At 64.9% G+C, this 21131-nt stretch carries 30 protein-coding genes; 6 read left to right on the top strand and 24 right to left on the bottom strand.

All coding sequences use genetic code 11. The annotated features are described in order from the left end of the window. Positions 1–40: 40 nt before the first annotated feature. The 6 genes from ACFPFG_RS02840 to lptF all read right to left on the bottom strand — a co-directional run bounded on the left by ACFPFG_RS02840 (position 41) and on the right by lptF (position 5964). A complete protein-coding gene (locus ACFPFG_RS02840) occupies positions 41–988 on the bottom strand; it encodes a helix-turn-helix transcriptional regulator (protein WP_374622992.1) in 948 nt (315 codons plus the stop codon). 84 nt (positions 989–1072) lie between these two features. Next, positions 1073–2239 (bottom strand): pyridoxal phosphate-dependent aminotransferase, encoded by a 1167-nt coding sequence (locus tag ACFPFG_RS02835; RefSeq protein ID WP_374622989.1) that lies wholly within the window; start codon positions 2237–2239, stop codon positions 1073–1075. A 58-nt stretch (positions 2240–2297) separates the two neighbouring features. After that, the gene (locus ACFPFG_RS02830) at positions 2298–3239 is read right to left on the bottom strand and encodes a CysB family HTH-type transcriptional regulator (RefSeq protein ID WP_183017890.1); all 942 of its coding nucleotides are present in this window, start codon (positions 3237–3239) and stop codon (positions 2298–2300) included. 64 nt (positions 3240–3303) lie between these two features. Continuing rightward, entirely contained in the window at positions 3304–3717 is a 414-nt protein-coding gene (locus ACFPFG_RS02825) for a sirohydrochlorin chelatase (RefSeq protein ID WP_312379291.1), read from the bottom strand. Between the two features lie 10 nt (positions 3718–3727). Beyond that, a complete protein-coding gene (gene lptG, locus ACFPFG_RS02820; protein WP_183017892.1) occupies positions 3728–4837 on the bottom strand; it encodes an LPS export ABC transporter permease LptG in 1110 nt (369 codons plus the stop codon). Next, the gene (lptF, locus tag ACFPFG_RS02815; protein WP_197956371.1) at positions 4837–5964 is read right to left on the bottom strand and encodes an LPS export ABC transporter permease LptF; all 1128 of its coding nucleotides are present in this window, start codon (positions 5962–5964) and stop codon (positions 4837–4839) included. Before lptF ends, lptG begins: the two co-directional genes overlap by 1 nt. A gap of 23 nt (positions 5965–5987) precedes the next feature. On the opposite strand from lptF, the gene ACFPFG_RS02810 reads away from it, so the two are divergent. The 3 genes from ACFPFG_RS02810 to ACFPFG_RS02800 are packed head-to-tail and all read left to right on the top strand — an operon-like array spanning position 5988 to position 8876. Beyond that, positions 5988–7565: a leucyl aminopeptidase gene (locus tag ACFPFG_RS02810; RefSeq protein WP_380104937.1), complete on the top strand. Its 1578-nt coding sequence runs from the start codon at positions 5988–5990 to the stop codon at positions 7563–7565. A gap of 45 nt (positions 7566–7610) precedes the next feature. Continuing rightward, positions 7611–8042 carry a DNA polymerase III subunit chi gene (locus ACFPFG_RS02805; RefSeq protein ID WP_183017895.1) on the top strand — a complete coding sequence of 144 codons (432 nt, stop codon included), beginning with the start codon at positions 7611–7613 and terminating at the stop codon, positions 8040–8042. 3 nt (positions 8043–8045) lie between these two features. Then, positions 8046–8876: a hypothetical protein gene (locus ACFPFG_RS02800; protein ID WP_380104935.1), complete on the top strand. Its 831-nt coding sequence runs from the start codon at positions 8046–8048 to the stop codon at positions 8874–8876. A 43-nt stretch (positions 8877–8919) separates the two neighbouring features. Here ACFPFG_RS02800 and ACFPFG_RS02795 read toward each other — a convergent pair whose 3' ends face one another. Continuing rightward, complete coding sequence (locus ACFPFG_RS02795) at positions 8920–9936, bottom strand: D-2-hydroxyacid dehydrogenase family protein (RefSeq protein WP_183017897.1); 1017 nt, start codon at positions 9934–9936, stop codon at positions 8920–8922. Positions 9937–10124: 188 nt separating this feature from the next. On the opposite strand from ACFPFG_RS02795, the gene ACFPFG_RS02790 reads away from it, so the two are divergent. Then, positions 10125–10817 carry an integrase arm-type DNA-binding domain-containing protein gene (locus ACFPFG_RS02790; RefSeq protein ID WP_312379294.1) on the top strand — a complete coding sequence of 231 codons (693 nt, stop codon included), beginning with the start codon at positions 10125–10127 and terminating at the stop codon, positions 10815–10817. Between the two features lie 292 nt (positions 10818–11109). Here the strand turns inward: ACFPFG_RS02790 and ACFPFG_RS02785 are convergent, their stop codons facing one another. From ACFPFG_RS02785 to ACFPFG_RS02735, 11 genes are all read right to left on the bottom strand, one after another. Further along, a complete protein-coding gene (locus ACFPFG_RS02785; RefSeq protein WP_380104933.1) occupies positions 11110–13011 on the bottom strand; it encodes a YqaJ viral recombinase family protein in 1902 nt (633 codons plus the stop codon). Positions 13012–13020: 9 nt separating this feature from the next. Further along, entirely contained in the window at positions 13021–13482 is a 462-nt protein-coding gene (locus ACFPFG_RS02780; RefSeq protein WP_380104931.1) for an HNH endonuclease signature motif containing protein, read from the bottom strand. Continuing rightward, the gene (locus ACFPFG_RS02775; protein ID WP_380104930.1) at positions 13479–14465 is read right to left on the bottom strand and encodes a recombinase RecT; all 987 of its coding nucleotides are present in this window, start codon (positions 14463–14465) and stop codon (positions 13479–13481) included. The genes ACFPFG_RS02780 and ACFPFG_RS02775 overlap by 4 nt, the downstream gene beginning before the upstream one ends. Before the next feature lie 115 nt (positions 14466–14580). Beyond that, positions 14581–14763 carry a hypothetical protein gene (locus ACFPFG_RS02770; RefSeq protein ID WP_380104928.1) on the bottom strand — a complete coding sequence of 61 codons (183 nt, stop codon included), beginning with the start codon at positions 14761–14763 and terminating at the stop codon, positions 14581–14583. Next, the gene (locus ACFPFG_RS02765) at positions 14751–15032 is read right to left on the bottom strand and encodes a hypothetical protein (protein WP_380104926.1); all 282 of its coding nucleotides are present in this window, start codon (positions 15030–15032) and stop codon (positions 14751–14753) included. Before ACFPFG_RS02765 ends, ACFPFG_RS02770 begins: the two co-directional genes overlap by 13 nt. Continuing rightward, positions 15029–15355 (bottom strand): hypothetical protein, encoded by a 327-nt coding sequence (locus tag ACFPFG_RS02760; protein ID WP_380104924.1) that lies wholly within the window; start codon positions 15353–15355, stop codon positions 15029–15031. The genes ACFPFG_RS02765 and ACFPFG_RS02760 overlap by 4 nt, the downstream gene beginning before the upstream one ends. Before the next feature lie 67 nt (positions 15356–15422). Then, positions 15423–15854, bottom strand: a complete 432-nt coding sequence (locus ACFPFG_RS02755; protein ID WP_380104922.1) for a DUF551 domain-containing protein — start codon at positions 15852–15854, stop codon at positions 15423–15425. Beyond that, positions 15851–16240 (bottom strand): hypothetical protein, encoded by a 390-nt coding sequence (locus ACFPFG_RS02750; protein ID WP_380104920.1) that lies wholly within the window; start codon positions 16238–16240, stop codon positions 15851–15853. Before ACFPFG_RS02750 ends, ACFPFG_RS02755 begins: the two co-directional genes overlap by 4 nt. A 14-nt stretch (positions 16241–16254) precedes the next feature. Next, positions 16255–16449: a hypothetical protein gene (locus ACFPFG_RS02745; RefSeq protein WP_380104918.1), complete on the bottom strand. Its 195-nt coding sequence runs from the start codon at positions 16447–16449 to the stop codon at positions 16255–16257. Next, positions 16439–16813, bottom strand: a complete 375-nt coding sequence (locus ACFPFG_RS02740) for a hypothetical protein (RefSeq protein ID WP_380104916.1) — start codon at positions 16811–16813, stop codon at positions 16439–16441. Before ACFPFG_RS02740 ends, ACFPFG_RS02745 begins: the two co-directional genes overlap by 11 nt. After that, positions 16810–17187: a hypothetical protein gene (locus ACFPFG_RS02735; protein ID WP_312374910.1), complete on the bottom strand. Its 378-nt coding sequence runs from the start codon at positions 17185–17187 to the stop codon at positions 16810–16812. Before ACFPFG_RS02735 ends, ACFPFG_RS02740 begins: the two co-directional genes overlap by 4 nt. A 154-nt stretch (positions 17188–17341) precedes the next feature. Between ACFPFG_RS02735 and ACFPFG_RS02730 the strand changes: the two genes are divergently transcribed. Then, positions 17342–17620, top strand: coding sequence for a hypothetical protein (locus ACFPFG_RS02730; protein ID WP_380104914.1), 279 nt, complete (start codon positions 17342–17344; stop codon positions 17618–17620). A 149-nt stretch (positions 17621–17769) separates the two neighbouring features. On the opposite strand, the gene ACFPFG_RS02725 is transcribed toward ACFPFG_RS02730, so the two are convergent. The 5 genes from ACFPFG_RS02725 to ACFPFG_RS02705 form a co-directional block, all read right to left on the bottom strand. Next, the gene (locus ACFPFG_RS02725; RefSeq protein WP_380104912.1) at positions 17770–18039 is read right to left on the bottom strand and encodes an Arc family DNA-binding protein; all 270 of its coding nucleotides are present in this window, start codon (positions 18037–18039) and stop codon (positions 17770–17772) included. Between the two features lie 5 nt (positions 18040–18044). Then, positions 18045–18422, bottom strand: coding sequence for a hypothetical protein (locus tag ACFPFG_RS02720; protein WP_380104910.1), 378 nt, complete (start codon positions 18420–18422; stop codon positions 18045–18047). A 29-nt stretch (positions 18423–18451) separates the two neighbouring features. Then, positions 18452–18670: a hypothetical protein gene (locus ACFPFG_RS02715; RefSeq protein WP_380104908.1), complete on the bottom strand. Its 219-nt coding sequence runs from the start codon at positions 18668–18670 to the stop codon at positions 18452–18454. Between the two features lie 220 nt (positions 18671–18890). Then, a complete protein-coding gene (locus tag ACFPFG_RS02710) occupies positions 18891–19499 on the bottom strand; it encodes a VWA domain-containing protein (protein ID WP_141829186.1) in 609 nt (202 codons plus the stop codon). Between the two features lie 570 nt (positions 19500–20069). Continuing rightward, complete coding sequence (locus tag ACFPFG_RS02705) at positions 20070–20366, bottom strand: hypothetical protein (protein WP_280065072.1); 297 nt, start codon at positions 20364–20366, stop codon at positions 20070–20072. 104 nt (positions 20367–20470) lie between these two features. On the opposite strand from ACFPFG_RS02705, the gene ACFPFG_RS02700 reads away from it, so the two are divergent. Continuing rightward, positions 20471–20812, top strand: a complete 342-nt coding sequence (locus ACFPFG_RS02700; RefSeq protein ID WP_310636051.1) for a hypothetical protein — start codon at positions 20471–20473, stop codon at positions 20810–20812. Between the two features lie 4 nt (positions 20813–20816). Here ACFPFG_RS02700 and ACFPFG_RS02695 read toward each other — a convergent pair whose 3' ends face one another. Further along, positions 20817–21101 carry a DUF3892 domain-containing protein gene (locus tag ACFPFG_RS02695; protein ID WP_310636050.1) on the bottom strand — a complete coding sequence of 95 codons (285 nt, stop codon included), beginning with the start codon at positions 21099–21101 and terminating at the stop codon, positions 20817–20819. Between the last annotated feature and the right edge of the window lie 30 nt (positions 21102–21131).

Raw genomic sequence — 21131 nt, 5'->3', positions numbered from 1 at the left:
AAATGTGTGCTGTTGCCGCCTGTTCCCGGCGACGCGAAGCCTATGCCTTGCGACGCAGGCTGCCTTGGCTGGGCGCGTGGCCGAAGCGCTGGCGAAAGGCCGTGGCGAAATTGCTGGCGTGCTGAAAGCCCACGCAGTCGGCGGCTTCCTGCACGCTCCAGCCCTGCGCCAGCCGTTCGCGCGCCAGCTGCATGCGGCGTTCGCGCAGCCAGCCGAACACGGTCTGGCCGTAGGCGGCCTGGAATTTTTCGCGCAGCGTGGTCGGGCTCATGCAGGCCAGGCGCGCCAGGTCTTCCAGGCTGTGCGCCTGGCCTGGCGCTGCATCCATGCACTCGCGCACGCGCTCCAGCCCGCGCCTGTCCCGGGGGTGGATGCGCGGCGAGGGCGCAGGCCGTTGCAGCGCACAGGCCAGCACCTGCAGCGCAATGCCTTCGCGGTGCAGCCGGGCCAGGCTGCCGCCCCAGACACCATCGAGCAGCTGGCGCAGCGAGACCGCCAGATGCTCGGGCAGCGCCCAGGCATGCAGCGGCGAACCGGACTGCCGCATGGCCTGGTGCAGCAGCGCGGCCAGCTCTGCATCGGCGCAGGCCTCGGGCGCCTCGATGGACAGGTTGAAGCCGCGCACCCTCTGGCCTGCCGCGTGGGTGGCCTTGAGAACCTCGGTGTCGCCGCAGGAGAATGCCGCTGCGGCATGGCGCGTCACGCTCAGCGCCCGGCGGGTGCCCGGCAGCTGCAGCTCGGCCTGGCCGTCGAGCAGGACCACGGCGGTAAAGCGCCGCGGGTGCTCGGACGTGGATTCATAGCCGTGGTTGATGCGGATGTCGGAGCTGACCAGTTGCAGGCCCGAGGGCAGCTGGTGCTCCTGCACCTGGCCTTCGAAAATGCAATCGTTTTCGGAGACGGCGGAGAGAAAGCGCACGCTGAAACCGTGGCGCTGGCGCATGGCGTCGAGCTGCACCGCGGTGTAGTGCTGGGAAGAGGAGGGCATGGGTGAGCGGAGTAAAAGGCCCGCAGCCGGATTCGAGAATGCTTCTCATTATCCAGGCTCTGCAGGCCCGCTCGCCGAGAGGCCTCAGAGTCTGCGCAGCCGATCCAGTGCCGCGCGCAGCGTGCTGTCCTGCTTGGCAAAGCAAAAGCGCACCACGCGCTGGTCGAAGCCGTCGCCATAGAAGGCCGACAGAGGGATGGCAGCCACGCCATGCTCCCGGACCAGCCATTGGCAGAACGCGGCTTCGTCCAGGTCCGACACGGCCGAGATGTCGGCGCAGACGAAGTAGGTCCCCGCCGTGGGCAGCAGGCGCAGGCGCGAGCCTTCCAGTCCCTGGCAGAACAGGTCGCGCTTGGCCTGGTAGAAGGCGGGCAGCTGCAGGTAGGGCGCAGGGTCGGCCATGTAGCTGGCAAGGCCCGCCTGCATGGGCGTGTTGACGGTGAAGACGTTGAACTGGTGGACCTTGCGGAACTCGGCCGTGAGCGCGGCCGGCGCGACGACGGTGCCCACCTTCCAGCCCGTGACATGGTAGGTCTTGCCGAAGCTGGAGACGATGAAGGCGCGCGCCGCCAGGCCGGCAAAGCGCGCGGCGCTCTGGTGCTGGCGGCCGTCGTAGACCATGTGTTCGTAGACTTCGTCGCTGATCAGCAGCACGTCGGTGGGCGCCAGCAGTTCCTGCAGCTGCAGCATCTCGGCATCGCTCCAGATGGTGGCGCTGGGGTTGTGCGGGCTGTTGATGATCAGCAGCCGGGTGCGAGGCGTGATGGCGGCGGCAATTTTGGCGAAGTCGGGCTTGAAGCTGCCCGGCGTCAGCGGCACGCGCACGGGCACGCCGCCGGCCAGCTCGATATTGGGCACGTAGCTGTCGTAGCAGGGGTCGAGCACGATGACCTCGTCGCCCGCATGCACGGTGGCCAGGATGGCGGTGAGGATGGCCTGCGTGGCGCCTGCCGTGACCGTGATCTCGGTGCCCGCGTCGTAGCGGCGGCCGTACAGCGCCTCCATCTTGTCGGCCATGGCCTGGCGCAGCTGCGGCAGGCCGGGCATGGGCGGGTACTGGTTGTGGCCGGCCTGCATGGCGGCCGTGACGGCATCGACCAGCCTGTTGTCGCAGCCGAAGTCGGGGAAGCCCTGGCCCAGGTTCACCGCCTGGTGTTCGGCGGCCAGCGCCGACATGGTGGTGAAGATGGTCGTTCCCACATGGGGCAGGCGGCTGGGGAAGGCGGGCGTGCGGGGCGTGGCAGAGGTCATGGCGTAGGCGGCGGAAAGCGGGAACGGGCCCGCGCTACGGGCCCGTTGGGGCGGAGGATCAGAGTTCGTAGTCGTGCACGTGGCCGGTCATGGCGCGCATGATCAGGTCACGCGTCAGGCGGTCGCTGAGCAGTTCGGCGAATCGGTAGACGAAGTTGCGCAGATAGGCGCCGCGCTTGATGGCCACGCGCGCCACGCTCTGGCCGAACAGATGGCCCATGGGGCGCACCACGAGGTCGTTGACCGGATCGTCGCGCATGGCCATCTCGGCCACGATGCCGATGCCCAGGCCCAGGCGCACATAGGTCTTGATCACGTCGGAGTCAATGGCCTCCAGCACGATGCGCGGACGCAGCCGGCGCGTGGCGAAGGCCTGGTCGATCTTGCCGCGCCCGGTGAACGAGGGGTGGTAGGTGATCAGCGACTCATGGGCGATGTCGTCCAGCGTGATGCGCTCTTTCTGCGCCAGCGGATGGCCCGTGGGCATGACCAGCACATGCTGCCATTCGTAGCAGGGCAGGGTGACGAGATCGGGATAGTCGGCCAGGGACTCGGTGGCCATGCCGATGTCGGCCACTTCGTCTATGACCATGCGCGCCACCTCGGCCGGCGTGGCCTGGTGCAGGCTGATGGTGACCTTGGGATACAGGTCGCGCAGCCGTGCCACGGCGGGCGGCAGCACGTAGCGGGCCTGGGTGTGGGTGGTGGCAATCGACAGCGTGCCGCTGTCCTGGGCGCTGTACTGCTCGCCGATGCGCTTGAGGTTGCCGATCTCGCGCATGATGAGTTCAATGCTCTTGAGCACCTCCAGGCCGGGCTCGGTGATGCGCTTGAGGCGCTTGCCGTGGCGCGCGAAGATGTCGATGCCCAGCTCCTCCTCCAGCTCGATGATGGCCTTGGAGACGCCGGGCTGCGAGGTGTGCAGGGCCTTGGCCGCCTCGGTGAGGTTGAGGTTGCGGCGCGCCGCCTCTTGGACGAATCGGAATTGGTGCAGGTTCATGGCGATGACAGCTGGGTGCAGCGCGCCATTATGCTGCATTTATATAAAGAAGCGATTCGTTATTTCAGCCTCCTGGCCTGCCGGAAGGTTCCATGGCCCCTAGCGCCAGCTCTGCCAGCAGGGCCGTGACAAGTGGATGCTCGCCGACGGCCGGCTCCAGGTCCACGGCCACCTGCGGGTGGGTGTCGCGGATCTCCTGCACCAGCTTCGGGATGTCCTCGCGCGCATGCTTGCCCGTGCCCAGGAACAGGGGCAGCACGGTGATGCGCGTGGCGCCCGCCTCGACCAGTCCGCGCGCGGCGGTGGGCAGGTCGGGCGCACAGGCTTCCAGGTAGGCGCAGGCGGCCAGGGATTGGGGATGCGTCTGCTGGACGGCCTTCAGCACGGCCTCGATGGGCTGGCGCCACAAGGCGTCGCGCGAGCCGTGTGCCAGCAGGATCAGTCCGGTCCTGCCGGCAGATGTTGTCTCGTTTTGCATGGCAACGGTCCTAGCGGCGCAGCACAAGCCAGGTGAAGGCGGTCAATGAAAGAAGGCTGTAGAGCAGGCCCGGCGCCGCAGCCGTCAGCCAGGGCGACCAGGTCTGCAGCGTCCCGATGTAGCCGAACACGTTGTTCAGCAGGAAGAAGCTGATGCCGGCCATCACACCGCCGAACACATAGGCCGCGATGCCGCCCGAGCGGAAGTGCAGATAGGCGAAGGGCAGGGCCAGCACCACCATCACCAGGCAACTCATGGGATAGAAGACCTTGCGCCAGAACTCGATCTCGTACTTCTGCGCGGCCTGGCCGTTGGCCTCCAGGTGGCGCACGTACTGGAACAGCGAGATGGTGGACATGCGGTCGGGCTTGAGCAGCGCGGCCGAGACCATTTCGGCGCTGATGCCGGTCTTCCAGGCCAGGCTGTCCTTCTTCTCGCGCAGCAGCACCATGCCTCCGTCGGCCTTGGCCGTCAGGCGACTGGCCTCAACGTCCTGGAGCATCCAGGATTCGCCATCCTCGCTGACCTGTGCCGCCTGTGCATGGATCTGGGCCGAGATGCGGCCCTGGCCGTCAAAGTCGAAGATGCGCACATTGGAGAAATCGCCGGGCCCGCGGATGGCGCGCACATTGATGGCGATGGAATGATCGCCCTGGCGCTCCTTCAGCCAGGCACCCGTGGCACCGCGTGACAGCTGGGCCAGGTGGATGGCGCGGATATTCTGGCCCGCGTTCTCCGCCGCCGGCGCCAGGTAGTCGCCCGTGCCGAAGGTGGCCAGCACAAAGCCCAGGCCCAGCACCATCAGCGTGCGCAGCGCCAGCCAGGGGCCCATGCCGCTGGTACGCATGATGGTGAACTCCGAACTCTGGGCAAAGCGCGCCATCACGTAGATGGTGCCGATCAGCACGGTGATGGGCATCAACTCGTACAGGTGGCTGGGGATGCGCAGCACCACGAAGAGCAGGGCGTGCGTGATCTGGTAGCCGTTGTCGCCGCCGCGCCCGACCCAGCGCAGCTCATCGACCAGATCGAAGAAGAAGAACAGCGCCAGGAAGGCCAGCGTCACATAGCTGACGGCCGCGATGATGTCGCGGTACAGCAGGTTTCTCAGAACTCTCATCAGGGCACCGCCTTTGCGTCGTCCAGGGCAGTCGGCTTGCAGGGCCTGCGCCACAGGTCGCGCGGCGACCAGCGCTTGTGCCGGGCCAACAGCACCAGCAGTGCCAGCAGCAATGTTCCACCATGCAGCAGGGCCGTCATGGCGGGCATGCTCAGTTTGCCCGAGGCCACCCAGTTCTCGCCCAGCGTCATCAGGTTGTAGTACACGATGAAGGCGAACAGCGCGAGCATGAGGCTGCCGCTGCCACCAGCGCGCGGGTTCACGCTGGCCACGGCCAGGCCCAGGATCACAAAGTTCAGTGCCGCCAGCGGCAGGCCTATGCGCCAGCCCAGCTCGGCGCGGTAGATGGGTTCGGTGCGCGGCAGCAGCTCATGCGTGTAGGTGCTGCGCGCGGCCATTTCCTCAGCAGCCGCCAGGTTGCTGCCGCTGCCGATCTGCGTGCCGTACTCCTTGAATTCGCTGATCTTCACCGAGCCGTCGCTGGTCTGCGTCTCCATGCGCTGGCCATCGGTGAGCACGGCCATGCGCTCGCCCTTTATCACTTCCAGCCGCGCGCCGCGTGCCGAGGTCACGGACTCGCGCCCGCGCTCATTGGCCACGATGAACACATTGTTGGCAGCGGTGGCGCTGGGCACGTCCTTGTCGATGAAGAACACGCGCGATCCGCCCGCAGACTCCTGGAACTCGCCGGGGGCGATGCGATCGATATCGCTGCGTTGCTCGAACTGGGTCTTGATCTGCTCGATCTGCTGGTTGGCCCAGGGCAGGATGCCCAGGCCCAGCACGGCGATCACGGCCAGCACCGGCCAGGCAAAGCGCAGCAGCGGGCGCAGCAGGCTGGCCAGGCCCTGGCCTGCGGCGAACCAGATCACCATCTCGCTGTCGCGGTACATGCGAGACAGCGAGCCGACCACGGCCACGAAAAGCCCCAGGCCCAAAATCGTGGGCAACTGGCCAAGCACCGTATAGCCCATGACCAGCAGAACGTCGGAAGGGCTGACATTGCCCTTGTAAGCCTGGCCCAGCGTGCGGATCAGCATCATGGTCATGACGACCGTGATCAGCACCACGACCGTGGCACCGAAGCTGCGGGCCAGCTCTTTGCGTATGGATGAATCGAATAACATTGGCTGAAAGGAAAACGCCGATTATGAACTTTGAACTGAAGCCGTTGACGACTGCCGCAGCAGTACGTGAAAAGTGTGACCTGTTGTTGGTGCTGGTGACCGAAGCCACGGTCACGGGCAGCGACGCGCTGTCCACCCTGGTCGCACACGCGGTCAAGGCCGGAGATTTCGAAACGGCGGCCGGCAAACAGCTGGCACTGTACGGCCTGCCGGCCGTCGCCGCCCGCCGCGTCGTGCTGCTGGGCACGGGCAGCGGCTCGGCGCGGGAAGTGCGCCAGGCCGTGGCCGGCGCAGGTGCCGCACTCAAGGCGACCGGCGTTGGCAAGGCCTTGCTGTGCTTTGGCTTCGATGCGGCAGGCCCTGCCGTTGCGGCCGCCGTTCTGGCGGCGGCCGATGCCTGCTACAGCTATACCCACACCAAGCCGCAGGCCAAGCCCGTGGCGCTCAAGAAGCTGGTGATTGCCGCAGCCGGCAAGGCGGGCGCCAAGAATGGCGTTGCCGACGCTTTCAAGACCGCCGTGGCCCAGGCCGAAGGCATGACCCTGGCACGCGAATGGGCCAATCGCCCCGCCAACCACGCCACGCCCACCTTGCTGGCTGACGCGGCCCGCGCCCTGGCCAGGCTGCCCGGCATCAGCTGCAAGATCCACGGCCCCGCCGAAGTCGCCAAGCTCGGCATGGGCGCCTTCATGGCCGTGGCCCAGGGATCGGAGCAGCCGCTGCGCTTCATCGAACTGCACTACAACGGCGGCACCAAGGGCGCCGCGCCCGTGGTGCTGGTCGGCAAGGGCATCACTTTCGATACCGGCGGCATCTCGCTCAAGCCTGCCGCTGAAATGGACGAGATGAAGTTCGACATGGGCGGCGCCGCCAGCGTGCTGGGCGTGTTCCATGCGCTGTCCCGGCTGCAGCCGGCCGTCAATGTCGTCGGCCTCATTCCTGCGTCCGAGAACATGCCCGGCGGCGCTGCCGTCAAGCCGGGCGACGTGGTCACCAGCATGAGCGGCCAGACCATAGAAATCCTCAACACCGATGCCGAAGGCCGCCTCGTGCTCTGCGATGCGCTGACCTACGCCGCCCGCTTCAAGCCCCGCGCCATGGTGGATATCGCCACGCTGACCGGCGCCTGCGTCATCGCCCTGGGCGGGCTGCGCAGCGGCATGTTCTCGCCCAGCGACGAACTGGCCCGCGCGCTGGAGCAGGCCGGCGATGCGGCGCTGGACCCCTGCTGGCGCATGCCGCTGGACGAGGAGTACGGCGAAGGCCTCAAGAGCAATTTCGCCGACATGGGCAATGTGGCTGGCCGCGCGGGTGGCGCGGTCACGGCAGCCAAGTTCCTGCAGCGCTTTGTGGGCGACATCCCCTGGGCCCACCTGGATATTGCCGGCACGGCCTGGAAGAGCGGCGCAGCCAAGGGCGGTACAGGCCGCCCGGTGGGCCTGCTGCTGCACTATCTGCTGGCCGGCATCGATGCCGGCAAGGCGCAGGCCAGGGCTGCCGCACCCAATAGAGCTGCTGCACCCAAGAAGCCTGCGCCACCCAAGGCAGGATCTGCCGGCCGCCGCAAGGCTGCAGTTGCTGTCCAGCCGGAGCAGGCATGAGCGCATCGTCCCCGTCAGCCCGGGCCTGTTTGAAGGGAGCATCGCTTGACTGAAGTGGCGTTCCATTTCAACGCGCCCGACAAGCTGGCCTACGTCTGCCGTCTGGCGCGCAAGGCGCTCAGGCACCGCACGCAACTGGTGGTGCTGGGGGCGCCGCCGCTGCTCAAGGCCTTGTCGCCCAGGCTGTGGAGTGTCTCTCCCACCGACTTTCTGGCCCATGCCGGCGAAGGCGATGGGGCAGGCATCATGGCCTTCTCTCCCATCGTGCTGCTGGAGCGACTGGACGGCGCGCCGCACCACGACATGCTGGTCAACCTGTGCGGCGAAGTACCCGAAGGATTCGAGCACTTCGCGCGTGTCGTCGAAGTGGTTTCCGCCACCGACGAGGAAGACCGGCACCTGGCCCGGCAGCGCTGGAGGCACTATGCGGCCCAGGGCATTTCCATCAAGCGCCATGACCTCGTCCTCAAGGAGTAAGCCATGAGCGCTCCTCCCTCCAAAACCCCGCCGCGCTTTGTTCCCACGCTCACCGATGTCGTTGCGGTGGATGCGGTGCAGGTGCCGGCTCAGGCACAGGCACAGGTTCAGGCGATCGAGTCCCCGTCCCCCCCGGTGTCCGAACTGCCGCTGACTGGCGAAGCGACGCCCTGGGCCAGCGAAGGCATGCTGGCGCCACGGCGTGGCGTGGTCACCCTGCCTGCGTCCCTGCCGCCGCTGCCGCAGGACCTGGAGCCCCAGCGGCCCATGGTCACCACCGGGCAGGCTGCACCCGAGGAAATGCCGACGCCTGCAATGCAGCCCGTGCTCTCGGACTATCTGCCGCCCAGCGCCCCGTCCGTGGAAATGCAACTGGCCCAGGAAGGCCGTCTGGCCGAAGTGGCTGATGCGGCAGGTGCGGCAGGTGTGGCCTCAGCGGGCGACATGGCACCGGCCCGGGAAGTGGTCCCAGCCGACCTGGTGGCCCCGGTGGTGCAGGCCGTCGTGGCAGAGGCGGCTGCCGGGCCGACGCCGGCTTCCCCCGCCATGCCGGCAGCAGCCCCCACCATGGAGTCCATCTGGGACAGCCATGCGCAGCAGGTCACCGAGGAATATCTGGTCCATCGCCTCATGCAGCGTGTGGACCTGGTGCTGGACCAGCGCCTGCGCGACGCCATTGCCACCGTGGTTCAGCAGCAGACACGGTCCATCGTCGTGCGTCTGCGCGAGGAGGTGGAATCCGTCGTGCGCCAGGCCGTCTATGAGGCGGTGGCCGATGAATTGGCCTTTCGCGCCACTGCAGCACGCGGTGATTCGGGCCAGGGCGGCCGTTGAGTGGAGGGGTGGGTGAGACGCCAGCCCCCGCCTGATCCGGTCGTCAGCCTGCGCGAGCCGGCCCTGAGAACACCTCGGGATTGAGGATGTTGCTGGGCTGCCCCGCAACGAAGTTCACCACATTGTCGAAGGCTGCGCGAAAGTACAGCTCGTAGCTGTCCTGCTCCACGTAGCCGATGTGCGGCGTACAGATGCAGTTTTCCAGCCGCAGCAGCGCATGGCCCTGGAGAATGGGCTCGCTCTCGAACACGTCCACGGCCGCCAGGCCCGGCCGGCCTCGGTTGAGCGCGCCCAGCAGGGCATCGGCCTCCACCAGCTCTGCGCGCGAGGTGTTCACGAACAGGGCGGTGGGCTTCATGCGTGCCAGATCCTGCGCCGTGACGATGCCGCGTGTGGCCTCATGCAGGCGCAGATGCACGGACAGCACGTCCGATTCGGCAAAGAAAGCCTCGCGCGAGTCCGCCGCCGCGAAGCCATCGGCCTGCGCCTTCTGGCGCGAGCTTTCGCTGCCCCAGACCAGAACCTGCATGCCGAAGGCATGGCCGTAGTGCGCCACCAGCCGTCCAATGCGGCCATAGCCCCAGATGCCCAGCGTGCGCCCGTGCAACACGCTGCCCAGTCCGAAATTCGCAGGCATGGACGCAGCCTTGAAGCCCGATTGCTGCCATGCGCCGTGCTTGAGGTTGGCGATGTACTGCGGCAGCCGCCGCGTGGCCGCCATGATCAGCGACCAAGTCAGCTCGGCCGGCGCAATGGGCGAACCCACGCCCTCGGCAATCGCAACGCCCTGGTCGGTACAGGCCTGAACATCGATATGGGCGCCGGCCTTGCCGGTCTGCGCGATCAGCTTCAGGCGCGGAAGCTTTTCCAGCAGCTGCCGGCTGATCTGCGTGCGCTCGCGGGTCAGCACGATGATGTCCGCATCGCGCAACCGCACCGACAACTGGCCCACGCCCTTGACGGTATTGGTGAAGACCTTGGCGTTGAAGGGCTCCAGCAGACGAGCACAGTCCAGCTTGCGCACGGCATCCTGGTAGTCGTCAAGAATGATGATGTTCATTGCCTGTGAATCTGTCATAAGCCTTTGATTTATCTCCGGTTTGCCGCGCAAGATGTTGTCGGCAAACGATTTATTCCATTCCTGCGCTGGCCTGGGTGCATCATCTGCACTTGCCTGGACTCGTCTGCACTTCACCGCTAGGTATAGGTTTTGTGTAGGTTCTTCCGGTATTCAAGGCGTAGCTTCAGATGTTATTTGACGCGCGTGCAGCAAAGGCCCTAAAGCAGGGCGAACACATTGTCGTACAAGGTTGCCCAGGCTTGGGGCTCGAAGCAACTGCCAGCACGAAATCATGGACCTATCGTTACAGAAGCTTGGCGGATTCTGCAAAGCTCAAGCAGGTCAAGCTTGGCCAGTGGCCAGCCATGTCGCCAGCCCAGGCTGCAGCCGAATGGCAGGCAGCACGCGACCTGCGTGAGCAGGGAAGAGATCCAGCAGACGAGCGAAAGCTGGCGCGCAAGGCTTTGGCGCAACCGGTTGCACAGGTTTACACATTGGCCAGGCTGGTGGACGACTATGCCGCCCGGTATCTCATGGTCAACCGGGAGGCCAGGGGTGCCCGCAACATCGAGCAGCGTCTGCGCAATGCGATCTCGGGACGGGAGTCGACATCCGTGGCCGAGGTGGGCCGCTCTTTCGTCTACGGCGTCATTGAAGGTCTGGCCGACCGCCCCGTGTTGGCAAAGTCCGTGAAGACGGAGATGGCAGCTGCATGGCGCGTGGGGCCGGAGTCGGGGCGAATTCCGGACGGCATGCCCAACTGGTGGGCGGAACGCACGTCCCACAAGCTTCGCAGCAAAGGGGCAGTGCGAGATGGAAAACACAAAGGCACCAGCAAACGCGTTCGGGCACGCCCAGGTCCAGCGCCTTCTCGGTGGTGATGCCGTGGATCTTGGCCACGTCGTCGGGGATGACCCAGCCATCTGGCCTGACGATGACATCGATGCTGGAGAACACCGTGCGGGTGTCGAGGTCCACCAGGCTGGCGGCCAGCTGTACCAGGTGGGGCTGGTCGGGGTGTTCGCTTGGCTCCTTGAAGAGCGGCAGGCCGGTGGTTTCCGTGTCGTAGAAGAGGGCGGGGTTCATGTCCGGGCTTTCATGGCCAGGCGGCCGAAGTGGAAAAAGAAATGCCCGCGCGAAGGCTGGCATCGGGGCGGTGGGCGGAGCCCGGGATCAGGCGGGCGCGGTGAGCGCGTCGGCGAATTTCTTGAAGCCCAGGGCCAGCTTCAGGGCCATGCGCTTGGCGTCGGAGACCAGCACCAGGACGGAGCCGCGCTCCTTTCGGTAGGGCAGTCCCTGGTCGTCCAGCGTTTCGGCGGAAACCTTGACCGACAGGTTTTCCGCCTTCAGCAGAGCGTTGAGCTGGCCCAGGGTGATCGTGGCGCCGACCTCCTCGGCTGCGGGCGCCGCTGCTGCGCTGCTGGCCTGGGCCGTGCTGATGGCCTGCTGCGTGTCCAGCGCTGCCACGCCGCTGTCGTGCACGTGGGCGGCGGTGGCGCTCAGGTCGTCCAGCAGTGGGGCGGGCAGCGCGCCAGCCTCGCGGCCTTCGGCGATGCCGGCCTGCGCCTGGGCGTTGGCCTGGGCCAGCTTCTCGCGGGCCTCGGCGTCTGCGCGCTGCTGCTCTTCCTGGCGGATACGGGCCCGGTCGGCTTCAAGCTGGCGTGCCTGCTCGGCGGCCACGCGCGCGGCTTCTGCCGCCGCCGCACGCTGGGCCCGGGCTTCTTCCTCCTGCCGGATCCGCTCGCGCTCGGCCTCCAGGCGCTTGGCTTCGGCCTGGCGGTGCTGCCCGATACGCAGCGCGGCCAGGGCCTGGAAGTCCTCGGGCGCCTTGCCGCCCACCGCCGCGAAGTCCGCGAACAGCGCGATCCAGTCGCCGTCGTCCTGGCGCAGGTGCTGGCGGTTCGCTTCCAGCCGGCCGGCCAGCGCGTTGGCGTCGGCCTTGGCGTTGGTCAGCACCACCGCAATGGCATCCCGCATGTTGTCCAGCGACTTCTTGCCCCGGATGGCTTCAGCGAAACCGCCGGCCACGCGCGGGATCCAGTTGGCGCCCAGGCGCTGCTGGTTCAGGGTCGCGATGTGCTGGTCCAGGTTGGCCTGGGCGCTGGTCACGATCTCGGCCTTGCGGCTTTCCTTCTCAGTCTTGAGCAGCTTCTCGGACAAGAGGCGGTTGTCACGTATCAGGGCATGCAGCAGATCCTTGCGCTGTTTTCGGGAGTACACGGGCGCAACTTGGGCAAGCATCTGGCTTTCGGATGCATCCAGGGCTTCCTCAGCGGCCTTCATCTGCCTGATCTGTGCCTCGAGATCGGCGAAGTCCTGATCGGTTTCGGGCTTGCGGATGAGCTTGGTTTCCAGAAAGGCGCGGGCTGCCAGTTCGAACTCGTCGAAGTTGTCGGTAACCTCAATTGAGCCAGTGACGCGCACTACCACAGCCGGCAGTGAGGCGGCCTGCTTGGCGACCACGGGCGTGGGCGTATCGCCCGGCGCATAGGCCGCCACCTCCAGGGCCAGCTGGCGCCAATGCGTCACGATGGCCGCTTTCTTTTCATCGTTCGACTGGTACCAGCAGTGGACAGTTCGCTCGGGCGTTCCGTCGGAGCAAGTAAACAGCGTTCGCTTGGCGCCGCTCACCAGCTGTTGCTGGTCCATCTGCACCGTGTAGTTGGGCGCCAAGTTGTTGGTGCGCACCTGCTCAGCCAAGGATTCATTCCACAGCTTGCACTCCCAGGAGATCGTGCCGTCGAAGTCCAGACCATCCAGGCTGGCCAGCAGCGGCAAGCCATCAACCTCGGCAGTCATCGTTACTGCGGAGAGCTCATCGCCAATGAATTCCTCGGCAATGGGCCTAGCCGCTGCTTCTGCCTCATGGCCTTCTGCAAAGCGGCGCAATGCATGAGCATCATGATCGGGTGTGATGCCCGTGGCTTTTTGGCGGATGAGTTCGCTACGAGTTTGGTAGCGGCTGACGCCTTGGGCTGCAGGCGCTTCGGAAGCGGTAGGGTAGCCTGTACGCAATGCCAGCCACTCAGGGCTTCCTTGCTGGATTTGGTGGGTTTTGCGGTTCGTGACGATCATTTGATTCCCCTATAGGTAGCCCATGCGAAGTTCTGCTGATCGCCGGATGCAGCAGGCCTCGAAAAAGTCTTTGCTGAACTTGATGTATTTCCCGCCGCAGTGCACAGAGAAGCCGCCGCTATGAGGAACAACGCCTGGAATCCCTGTCTTGTTTGACTTAGGTGTTTTGCGGTTGCGCTGATTCAGCGACAGGCTGACCACCCGAAGATTTGAAATCCGGTTGTTCAGGCCATTGCCGTCAATGTGATCAATGCACAGGCCTTCAGGAATAGGGCCATTCACAAGCTCCCAGGCAACGCGGTGCACGTAGTAGCGCCGGTATCGGAGCACGAAGCTCCGATAGCGACCATCGTGCTTCACGCTGCCAACTTCAGAGCCTGCAATGCAACCGCGACCATCCCGAGTGAATTTCCATGAAAGCCGGCCTGTTTCGGGCTCATAGGAAAGGTAGTCGTGAAAGTTGACCTTCACGACTGCTCCAGTTCGGCCACGCGGGCATCAAAGATTTCGGTGAGGCGCTGGCGTTCGGCCAGGTCTTCCACGGCGTCCAGCAGGGAGCCGTGCTTGTAGAGCGTGTCCAGGTCGGCGGCATCCTTCAGGTCCTGCTCCAGCTTGGCGGCGTCCACCACCAGCACGCCGTCGGCGTCAGCGGCCGGGGCAGCCGCTGCAGCACCCGCGGGCGCCGCGCTGGTGCCCTGGCGTTTGGCCACCTCGTCGCGCAGCTGCTGCTCCTGCTCGGCCGTGACCTTGCCCTTGCTGCCCAGCCACGCCAGCACGTCAGCGATGGGCTTGCCCTTCGCAATGCCGTCGGCCCACTTGGCCAGGCCCGCGGCCCAGCGATCGGCAGGCCATTCGGGCTGGACGACTTCTACCGGACCCATGTGGCGCTCGCCCGCCGGCTGCCCGGCGGCTGCCATGTCCTGCAGCTCCTCGGCCACCGGCATGCCGCGCAGCACGTCGGGGAACACGTCGCGCAGCGCGAAGGCCCGGGCACGCATCTGGCGCATGCGCTTGGGGTACTGGGACCATGGGCCTTGCTTGCTCGACAGGCCGGCCTTGGCGGCGTCATCCATACTGAAACTGCGGACCTGCTCGACGCCACCCTTGCGCTTGACGCGGCAGTAGGCCGTCTGACCGTCGTCATCCTCGTTGACGTACTCGCAGACCGGGCTGGCCAGCACAAGGGCGATAACGGCATCGCCCCAGAGAGCAGGTCGACCGTTGATCACAGCCAAGTTCTGCAGCGACTGCAGCGGCTTGAGGCCCAGTTCAGCACCCCACTGCATGGCGATCAGGCAGTTGCCTGGCTTGCCCTTGAAATCCTTGGGCACCATGTCGCTCTCGGCGAGGTAGTTGGAGAAGGTGAGGGCCTGCTCGAAGTTCTGCGGGCTCAGGTCGAATTGGGAGGCGGCGCGCAGCTGGCCGCCGCTGGCCTGGGTGACAAGGCTGTTCATGAATACCTCTGTGGTGGAAATGAAAACGGCGCTCAGAAGGCGCCGGAAGTGAGTGCGGCCAGGCCAGCGCACATGGCGCTCAGGCCGAGCCAGAGGAAGAGGTGGAGGATGGCGTTCATGCTTCAGCCACCTCCTGCGGCAGGATCTGGGCCAGTCTGGACAGCCAGAACTGGCCGCCAGCTGGCAAACAGCGGTTGAGCTTGTCGCCTGCCTCGCGGACCAGGGTTGCCAGCTCGTCGCGCTGCTCTGTCGTCTCGCGGAGCTGCTGGGCCAGCTGCTCGTAGGTCAGTGCTGGCATGGCGGTTCCTTCTCGCGGGCGCGCAGCATGGCATCGGCCACGTCGTAGGCCTCGCTGGCCATCGCGTCGTAGGGCCAGTGGCTTTCGTGCCCGTGGTGAGCGATGTGCCCACCGAGGAACGCCTGCATTGCCAGTCCGGCGAAGTCGTCGCGCAGAGATTTGCCCGTGTGCAGTTCGGTCGGGATGGGGTCGCCGCTGATATGGGTCGCGCCAGGAACCGGGAGGCGCACCGGATGGACGGGGCCTCCGTCCTTGATTGCTTCGCTCATGGAATCTCCTTGTGGCAGGTCAGGCTGCCGTTCTCGAAAACAGGGGTGAGGCCCTCGCAGGCCTGGGTCGCGGCGCGCGCCAGGCGCTGCTCCTGCGCCGTGGGCTGGGGCTGCTGCGCTTCGGCCTGGCTGCAGCCGGCCATGGCCACGATGGCCAGCACGGCCAGCACCACGGCGAGCCAGCGGCCGTAGCGCGGCGGGCGCGACACGTCGAAGAAGGCCACTGCCTGCCGGGCATCGCACGGGAAGGCTTCGGCCAGCGTGCGGCGGTAGCGGGCGTCGGGATCGGGGTTGAAGGGCTCGGAAGGGGTCACTCGTTGCATTGCGGTGGCTCCTGAAAAGCGAAACCCGCCGGGAGGGGCGGGTTCTGGGGGAGTTGGATGGGCGGGGTCATGGGGACTCCTTTGCGGCCGCCGTTTGGTCTGCACGGGCGCTGTCGATCATTGCGTCTGCGTAGGCCTTGGTGACGTAGTTGGTCATCAACTCGCACATGACCACGTCCTGGGGCGTGTCCAGCGGTGGCCCAGAATCCGCGGTCAGCGCGGCCAGTTCTTCAGCAGTGCGCGCGCCGAACAGCCAGCGATATCGCTCTCCATCAGCATCCACTGCAACCCCCTGAGGCTCAGCCCCTGGCGCCGCAGGCAGCGGCATCCAGTGCGTGGGCTGGTCTGGGGAGGGGTCTACCTCCGTGAGAAGGGCATCGCCCCATACCCACAGGGCGCAAAACTCGTCCTCCAGCCAGACCATGCGGGCCTGCTCCCCGTTGAATGCCCAGACTTCGGCCCCGTCCTTCGGAGCCGTCTCAATCGGTTGCCAGTTCATGGTGTGTCCTCAGATAGCGCAGTGTTGGAGCGCCTGGAGTCCATTGCCAAGATGGCCGCCTGCAGCTGCTCCCAAGGCTCAAGAAGGTCAGAGCAGCGTTCAAGATGGCCCTTGTCTTCGCAACGCCCCAGCCAAAATGCCATGGCATTCCACTCCTTTTCGGGGAGTGAAACGGTTTCCACGTCCCCCTTCGATATTGCTGATGCCTCGGGATACTTTTCGAGAACCGACCTTGCCGCATCCACGCGCGGCTGTATCGCTTCTGCACAGCCCTCCCATGTTGAATCGCGCTTCGCTGCACAACGCATATTTCCTTGGGCTATGACCATGTCCGTGAGCAACTGCCTCAAGGCCTCACGCAGGTCGGCAACTTCAGGGTTCTTCATGGGTATCTCCAAAATCAGATAGCGTCAGCGCTGAACTCCAGCGCCTGGGGTTGTTGAGCGAGCGCGGCGCGCACCAGATCGGGCGGTATCGGCTCGGCGAATTGGCGCTGCAGCGCGGCTTCGAGCGTTGCGATGCGGGCCTGCTGCTGCTCGATCAGGAACTCGGCCACGGCCGGGTGGCGCGCGGCCTGGGCGGGGTCAATTAGCATTGCGGGCCTCCTGCTCCAGGGCGATGGCCACGCCCTCGCTGCAGTGCTCGAGCGCGAAGTCCACCAGCGCGGTGTGCAGCTCGGATGCCTGGGCCTGGCCCACCATCACCTTGGCGAACACGCTGCGCACAGGCTCGTTGTCACAGTCCAGGGCATGCAGCAGCAGCTCGTCGGGCGACCAGCCGCCGTTCGGTCCGGGGATGCGGCAGGCGAACCAGTCGCTGGGCTGCTGCAGCACCAGCGCGGCGCGGATCTGGCGCTCGGCCTGCGCCGCCCAGAACTCGCTGGCGGCCTCGTCGTCGCCCTGGCGCTTGGCGTGGGCTGCCTCAGCCATCGAGGCAAGGCATTGGGGGCGGGCGTTCATTGCGTGCCCCCAGTGGCCTTGGCGATCAGCGCAATCTCAGAAGCCCATTCGTCTTGCAAATCCGCAAGATCCGAGCTTTCTTCCCATTGGCGTTGAACAGATTCAACGTCGCCACTCGGACGTTCGCGCGCCAACCAGTCTTCAAAAGCGCGCTCCTCTGCATTCTTGACGCGCCGTTTCATCGCCTCCAGCAGCTCGGGCGCCGCGGCGATCAGGCGGGCGTTGGCCTTTGCCTCTGGCGTGTGCGGCAGAAAATAGCCATCCCGACACTCGGCAATTTGCACGCCACGTGGCAAACCTTCTGGCTGGTGCATAGGAGAACGAACCAAGCTTCCCATCGCTTCCCATGGGCCCGGGGTGTACTTGTCTTGCATGAAGCCTCCTTGCGGCCCGCAGGCCAATGAAAAAGGCCCGTAGCGGTGAAGCTGCGGGCCAGTGGAAAAAGCCGGCGCCATTGCTGGCACGCCTGGGGAGTTCGAAGGGGAGGGAGGAGATAGTCCCCCAGGGCCCGGCTGGAAAAAAGGAGCCGTGTTCGCGCGCAAATCGCTTGCATCCATCTCCGGTGCGCGCGCGGCTGAAAGTGGCGGGGCCGCGTTCATGACGCGTTTACCTGCACCGAAGAATCAGTGCAGCACCCCAGAAAATGAAGATGGCCTGCCGTATTCGCCCCGGCTTTCCCTCTACAACGGTTTGGCGGACTCTCACCGCTTGCGGGTGGGCAACTACCCGTCACGATTGGCCATCATTGAAGCGGGCTGGGCGCTACTCCAGCAAGGTGTTTCGACTTCACAGCATCCTGTGCTGTAGAGCGGTCTGCGGCCACCTACCTACCTTTGTCGGTTGGATTTCTGAGGTCCGACTCATTCCTCTTTGCGTGTCTCCGTCGCACCACGCCGCCGCTTCAATGATGGCCCCGGCGCCGTGCCGGGGACGTTTCGATCCCGCTGTCAATCCGCTCACTCGGGATTGGCAGCGCTCGCCAGCACCACCAGCTCGCGCAGGTAGTCGGTCTGCACGCGCATCTGGGACAGCATCTCGGCCAGCACCGGCTGCGCAGCTGGCTGCTCTGCGGCGAAGTCCTCGCCCAGTGTTTGGACCAGGCGGTGGACGATCTCGGCATTGAGGCTGCGGCCGGCGGCCTTGGCCTGCGCCTGCAGCTCATCCTTGATGGCCGATGGAATGCGCACGGGCGTGGGCGTCAGCTGGTGGCGGTCGGTGTCGGCCATCCCCATCACAGCGCCAGGCGCAGCTCCAGGTCCTGCAGGGCGGCGCAGTCCTGGCGCAGCTGGGCGGCCAGGGCGTTGAGCCGGCACACCAGCGGCGTGGAGGATGCGGGCTCTGCCTTCTGTGCTCCGCCCTCGGCAGTGACGCAGGCCGCCGACAGCACGGGCTCCAGCCGGCCGGAGATGCGCTTGATGGTGTTCTGCAGGTCCTGCATGCCGGCGTCGACCTGGCTGAGGGCGGCTTCGACCTGGCTCTGCGGGGCTGGGGCGATCTGGACGCTTTCGCTGCGTGCCTTTTGCGCAGCCGCTTCGGCGACCCGCTGCAGGTCATAGGCATGGGGCACCGGGCCGGCGCCGATATTGGCGAGGGAGTTGGAATGGTTCACGGTGGTCTCTCCTGTGGTGGTGGCAAAAATCATTCGGAAGTGAGCCGGCCGCTCTGGGTGGGCTTGTGCGTCATGGGGAGCAGTTCACCACTCTCTGACCAGCCCGCCCACTTCCTGCTGCTGTCATTGCGAAAGCCCCGGACGCCGGGCCAGCGCTGCTCGAATTCCTTGATCGGCATCGGGTACAGCCGGTCCAGTTCTTCGAGGTGGCCGTTGAAATCGCTGAAGTAGCGATCCGTGTAGTCCATCTGCAGATCCTGTGGTGGCGGAAACAGAAAAGGCCTCCCGAATCGAGAAGCCTCTTTTGTTTGCCCCGATGACGCTCGGGGCGGGCGTTGATGTAGCTCTACTTGAGCCAGTCCTTGGCGGCCTTGAGCATTTCAGAGGGCCGCTTGAACTTTGCGCCGGCCCAGAAGCCGGCGGCGAACATGCCGACGCAGAACGTCAGCAGGATGAGATCGACCATGATCAGCCGTCGATGGCGGCCAGCACCAGGTCGGCGGTGCTGGCGAAGGACTCGGCCTCGGCCACGGTCTTGGCGTCCACGATGTCGAACTTGGCGCCCTTGAGGTTGTCGTCCAGCTCGCGGAGGTAGTCGGTTGCGGCGCGGTCGTGGCCCACCTGGACGAACAGGATGGTCAGTTCGTCGTCGCTCTGCAGCTTGTTGGAGGCATCCACGATCACCTTGGCGGCAGCCGTGCGGTCATCGGGCACGCCGTCTGTGAAGACGATGATGAAATCCTTCTTGTCGGACTTGCCAGCCAGCTTGAGCGCGGCTGTCAGAGCCTCGGCCAGCGGGGTGGAACTGCGGGGCGAGCGCGCCGCGAACACTTCGGTCAGCTTGCCTGCATCCACGCCATCGAACGAATCGACGGCCTGGCCGTTGAACACCACCAGGCCAATGCCATCGCTGTCCAGCTTGGCCAGGTCACGGGTGAACTGCTCTGCGGTTTCCTGCACCGCCTGCCAGCGAGTGCGGCCCTTCACATCGTCGGTGGTCATGGAGCCGCTGGCGTCCACAACAACGATGAAATCGAACTCGGACAGCTTGGCCAGTTGCGCTTGGGTCTCGGACATGGTTTTCCTTTGAGAGCGGGGAGAAGGCGCCCCGATTCGCCATAAAAAAACGCAGCGCCCTGGTGACAAGACGCTGCGTTTTTTCCCGGATCTGGTCCGGGATGGGTGTGCCCGTTCTTTCCGAGCTGTCAGCGCTTTCGCGCAGGGCTTTTCTTTTCTCGGCAACCCTGTTTGCCTCACCCCCGTTTTCTTGACCCAGGGGCTGGTTCGCAGTGCAGCGGTTGCTCGCCTGCTGCCGGCTCAAGTCCGGCATACATGCGGCGCCATATCTCGTTCGCGTTGCCTGATCCCATCCAGGGGCAGAGCGCTACTAGCCTTCGCACCGGCAGGTTTTGAATCCGCGCCTACCCGCGGAGGGGCTGGTCCGATCACCGTTCCCCAGAACTGCCCTGGCGCTGATGCGCTGTGTGGGCTGCTGGGATGCATCTTACCCATGGGTAAGAATGATTGCAATACCCATAGGTAAGATTTTTCTCTACACTCGGATGAACGCATGGGATTCCGGTCACTGACACGCGCAGGTGGGCGCAAAAAAGCCCGCTCAAGGCGGGCTGCTGGAGTAGGTGGGACTCAGTGGAGACGCACGTCGAAATAGGCCTCTTCAGTGGTAACGCCCTGAAGTCCAGCTTGGCGGGCTGCCTCGTAGGCCTTCTGCCAGGAGATGGCAATGGACTCGTTGGCCTTGCCGATGATGCCGCCTTCCGCTGCATCGTTGAACAGCTTGAAGGCGCGGGCCATGGCGTCAGGGCTTGTGAAGCTGCGCTCCAGAACCTTGGCGAAGCGCGCCTCGGCCTTGGATTTGGCGTCGGCCTTCATGCCGTTGCAGTCTTGGAGCGTGACGCGGAAGGAAGAGGAAGAGGTGGTCATGTGCGTTCCTGTTACTGGTTGAAAACACAGTGATAGTATGCACGATAGCTGTATGCGTGTACAGTATTTTTAAGATGGCAAGCCAGGCATGTCGCCGGGCGTCCATGAAAAAGCCCGCTCTGGGCGGGCTCAGGAGAGAAGCGATGTTGCAAATTTTGCCCCCAATGGAAGAGGGCCAGGCTGTCGCGGTTGACGGCTTCCTGGTGCCACGCGTCAAAGTCATAGAGAACAAGATGACTGGGCTTTGGTATCTGACCTTGGACGAAAGGTTCGGTGTCTCTGACGTGTCTATCGAGGAGCTAAACCGCTGGCTGTGGATTATCGCCAACGCTCAGGCCATTGGCGCTGGGTACTCTTGCCATGGAGAAAACTCCATAGCAAGGAATCCTTACAAGACACGAGTTGCGTGCATTGCAACCATTTCAAACTCCAAAGTTGATGAGTAGACCATCAACATTCAGGAAGGCTGAGTAGATTGTTCTCATGCTGACCATCACCGCGTGTCTTTAGGTATTTGTTTCCGGCAGCACTTTCCACAACATCGACCCAAACAGACTTGCCATTTACGCTTGCGTAGAATTTGTAGTCGCCTCTAAGGTCAGCAAGAATTGCCTCATCAAGCGCCCAATTCCACGAAGTCCCATCTGGCAATACACCCCCTACACGGCGAATTCTCTCATGCTCATCTTTTCGATCCGACTTGGATATGCACATGATCTGACGCTCAAAAGCCATGACTGATCCTTTCTGTTTGGAGAATTAAAA

The sequence above is a fragment of the Delftia deserti genome (genome assembly GCF_042653485.1).
Classification (GTDB): domain Bacteria; phylum Pseudomonadota; class Gammaproteobacteria; order Burkholderiales; family Burkholderiaceae_C; genus Comamonas; species Comamonas acidovorans.
The sequence above is the reverse complement of the archived record's forward strand: the minus strand, read 5'-3'. Positions and strand labels throughout refer to the sequence as shown.

Coding starts and splice junctions, on each gene's coding strand:
- ACFPFG_RS02825 (WP_312379291.1), bottom strand. CDS start 3,717: ATGCAAAACGAGACAACATCTGCCGGCAGGACCGGACTGATCCTGCTG.
- ACFPFG_RS02790 (WP_312379294.1), top strand. CDS start 10,125: ATGTTATTTGACGCGCGTGCAGCAAAGGCCCTAAAGCAGGGCGAACAC.
- ACFPFG_RS02710 (WP_141829186.1), bottom strand. CDS start 19,499: ATGTCCGAGACCCAAGCGCAACTGGCCAAGCTGTCCGAGTTCGATTTC.
- ACFPFG_RS02750 (WP_380104920.1), bottom strand. CDS start 16,240: ATGAAGAACCCTGAAGTTGCCGACCTGCGTGAGGCCTTGAGGCAGTTG.
- ACFPFG_RS02840 (WP_374622992.1), bottom strand. CDS start 988: ATGCCCTCCTCTTCCCAGCACTACACCGCGGTGCAGCTCGACGCCATG.
- ACFPFG_RS02765 (WP_380104926.1), bottom strand. CDS start 15,032: ATGAGCGAAGCAATCAAGGACGGAGGCCCCGTCCATCCGGTGCGCCTC.
- ACFPFG_RS02715 (WP_380104908.1), bottom strand. CDS start 18,670: ATGGACTACACGGATCGCTACTTCAGCGATTTCAACGGCCACCTCGAA.
- lptG (WP_183017892.1), bottom strand. CDS start 4,837: ATGAGAGTTCTGAGAAACCTGCTGTACCGCGACATCATCGCGGCCGTC.
- ACFPFG_RS02770 (WP_380104928.1), bottom strand. CDS start 14,763: ATGCCAGCACTGACCTACGAGCAGCTGGCCCAGCAGCTCCGCGAGACG.
- ACFPFG_RS02705 (WP_280065072.1), bottom strand. CDS start 20,366: ATGACCACCTCTTCCTCTTCCTTCCGCGTCACGCTCCAAGACTGCAAC.
- ACFPFG_RS02835 (WP_374622989.1), bottom strand. CDS start 2,239: ATGACCTCTGCCACGCCCCGCACGCCCGCCTTCCCCAGCCGCCTGCCC.
- ACFPFG_RS02795 (WP_183017897.1), bottom strand. CDS start 9,936: ATGAACATCATCATTCTTGACGACTACCAGGATGCCGTGCGCAAGCTG.
- ACFPFG_RS02745 (WP_380104918.1), bottom strand. CDS start 16,449: ATGCTAATTGACCCCGCCCAGGCCGCGCGCCACCCGGCCGTGGCCGAG.
- ACFPFG_RS02695 (WP_310636050.1), bottom strand. CDS start 21,101: ATGGCTTTTGAGCGTCAGATCATGTGCATATCCAAGTCGGATCGAAAA.
- ACFPFG_RS02830 (WP_183017890.1), bottom strand. CDS start 3,239: ATGAACCTGCACCAATTCCGATTCGTCCAAGAGGCGGCGCGCCGCAAC.
- ACFPFG_RS02755 (WP_380104922.1), bottom strand. CDS start 15,854: ATGAACTGGCAACCGATTGAGACGGCTCCGAAGGACGGGGCCGAAGTC.
- ACFPFG_RS02785 (WP_380104933.1), bottom strand. CDS start 13,011: ATGATCGTCACGAACCGCAAAACCCACCAAATCCAGCAAGGAAGCCCT.
- ACFPFG_RS02740 (WP_380104916.1), bottom strand. CDS start 16,813: ATGAACGCCCGCCCCCAATGCCTTGCCTCGATGGCTGAGGCAGCCCAC.
- ACFPFG_RS02775 (WP_380104930.1), bottom strand. CDS start 14,465: ATGAACAGCCTTGTCACCCAGGCCAGCGGCGGCCAGCTGCGCGCCGCC.
- ACFPFG_RS02735 (WP_312374910.1), bottom strand. CDS start 17,187: ATGCAAGACAAGTACACCCCGGGCCCATGGGAAGCGATGGGAAGCTTG.
- ACFPFG_RS02810 (WP_380104937.1), top strand. CDS start 5,988: ATGAACTTTGAACTGAAGCCGTTGACGACTGCCGCAGCAGTACGTGAA.
- ACFPFG_RS02760 (WP_380104924.1), bottom strand. CDS start 15,355: ATGCAACGAGTGACCCCTTCCGAGCCCTTCAACCCCGATCCCGACGCC.
- ACFPFG_RS02725 (WP_380104912.1), bottom strand. CDS start 18,039: ATGGCCGACACCGACCGCCACCAGCTGACGCCCACGCCCGTGCGCATT.
- lptF (WP_197956371.1), bottom strand. CDS start 5,964: ATGTTATTCGATTCATCCATACGCAAAGAGCTGGCCCGCAGCTTCGGT.
- ACFPFG_RS02800 (WP_380104935.1), top strand. CDS start 8,046: ATGAGCGCTCCTCCCTCCAAAACCCCGCCGCGCTTTGTTCCCACGCTC.
- ACFPFG_RS02700 (WP_310636051.1), top strand. CDS start 20,471: ATGAAAAAGCCCGCTCTGGGCGGGCTCAGGAGAGAAGCGATGTTGCAA.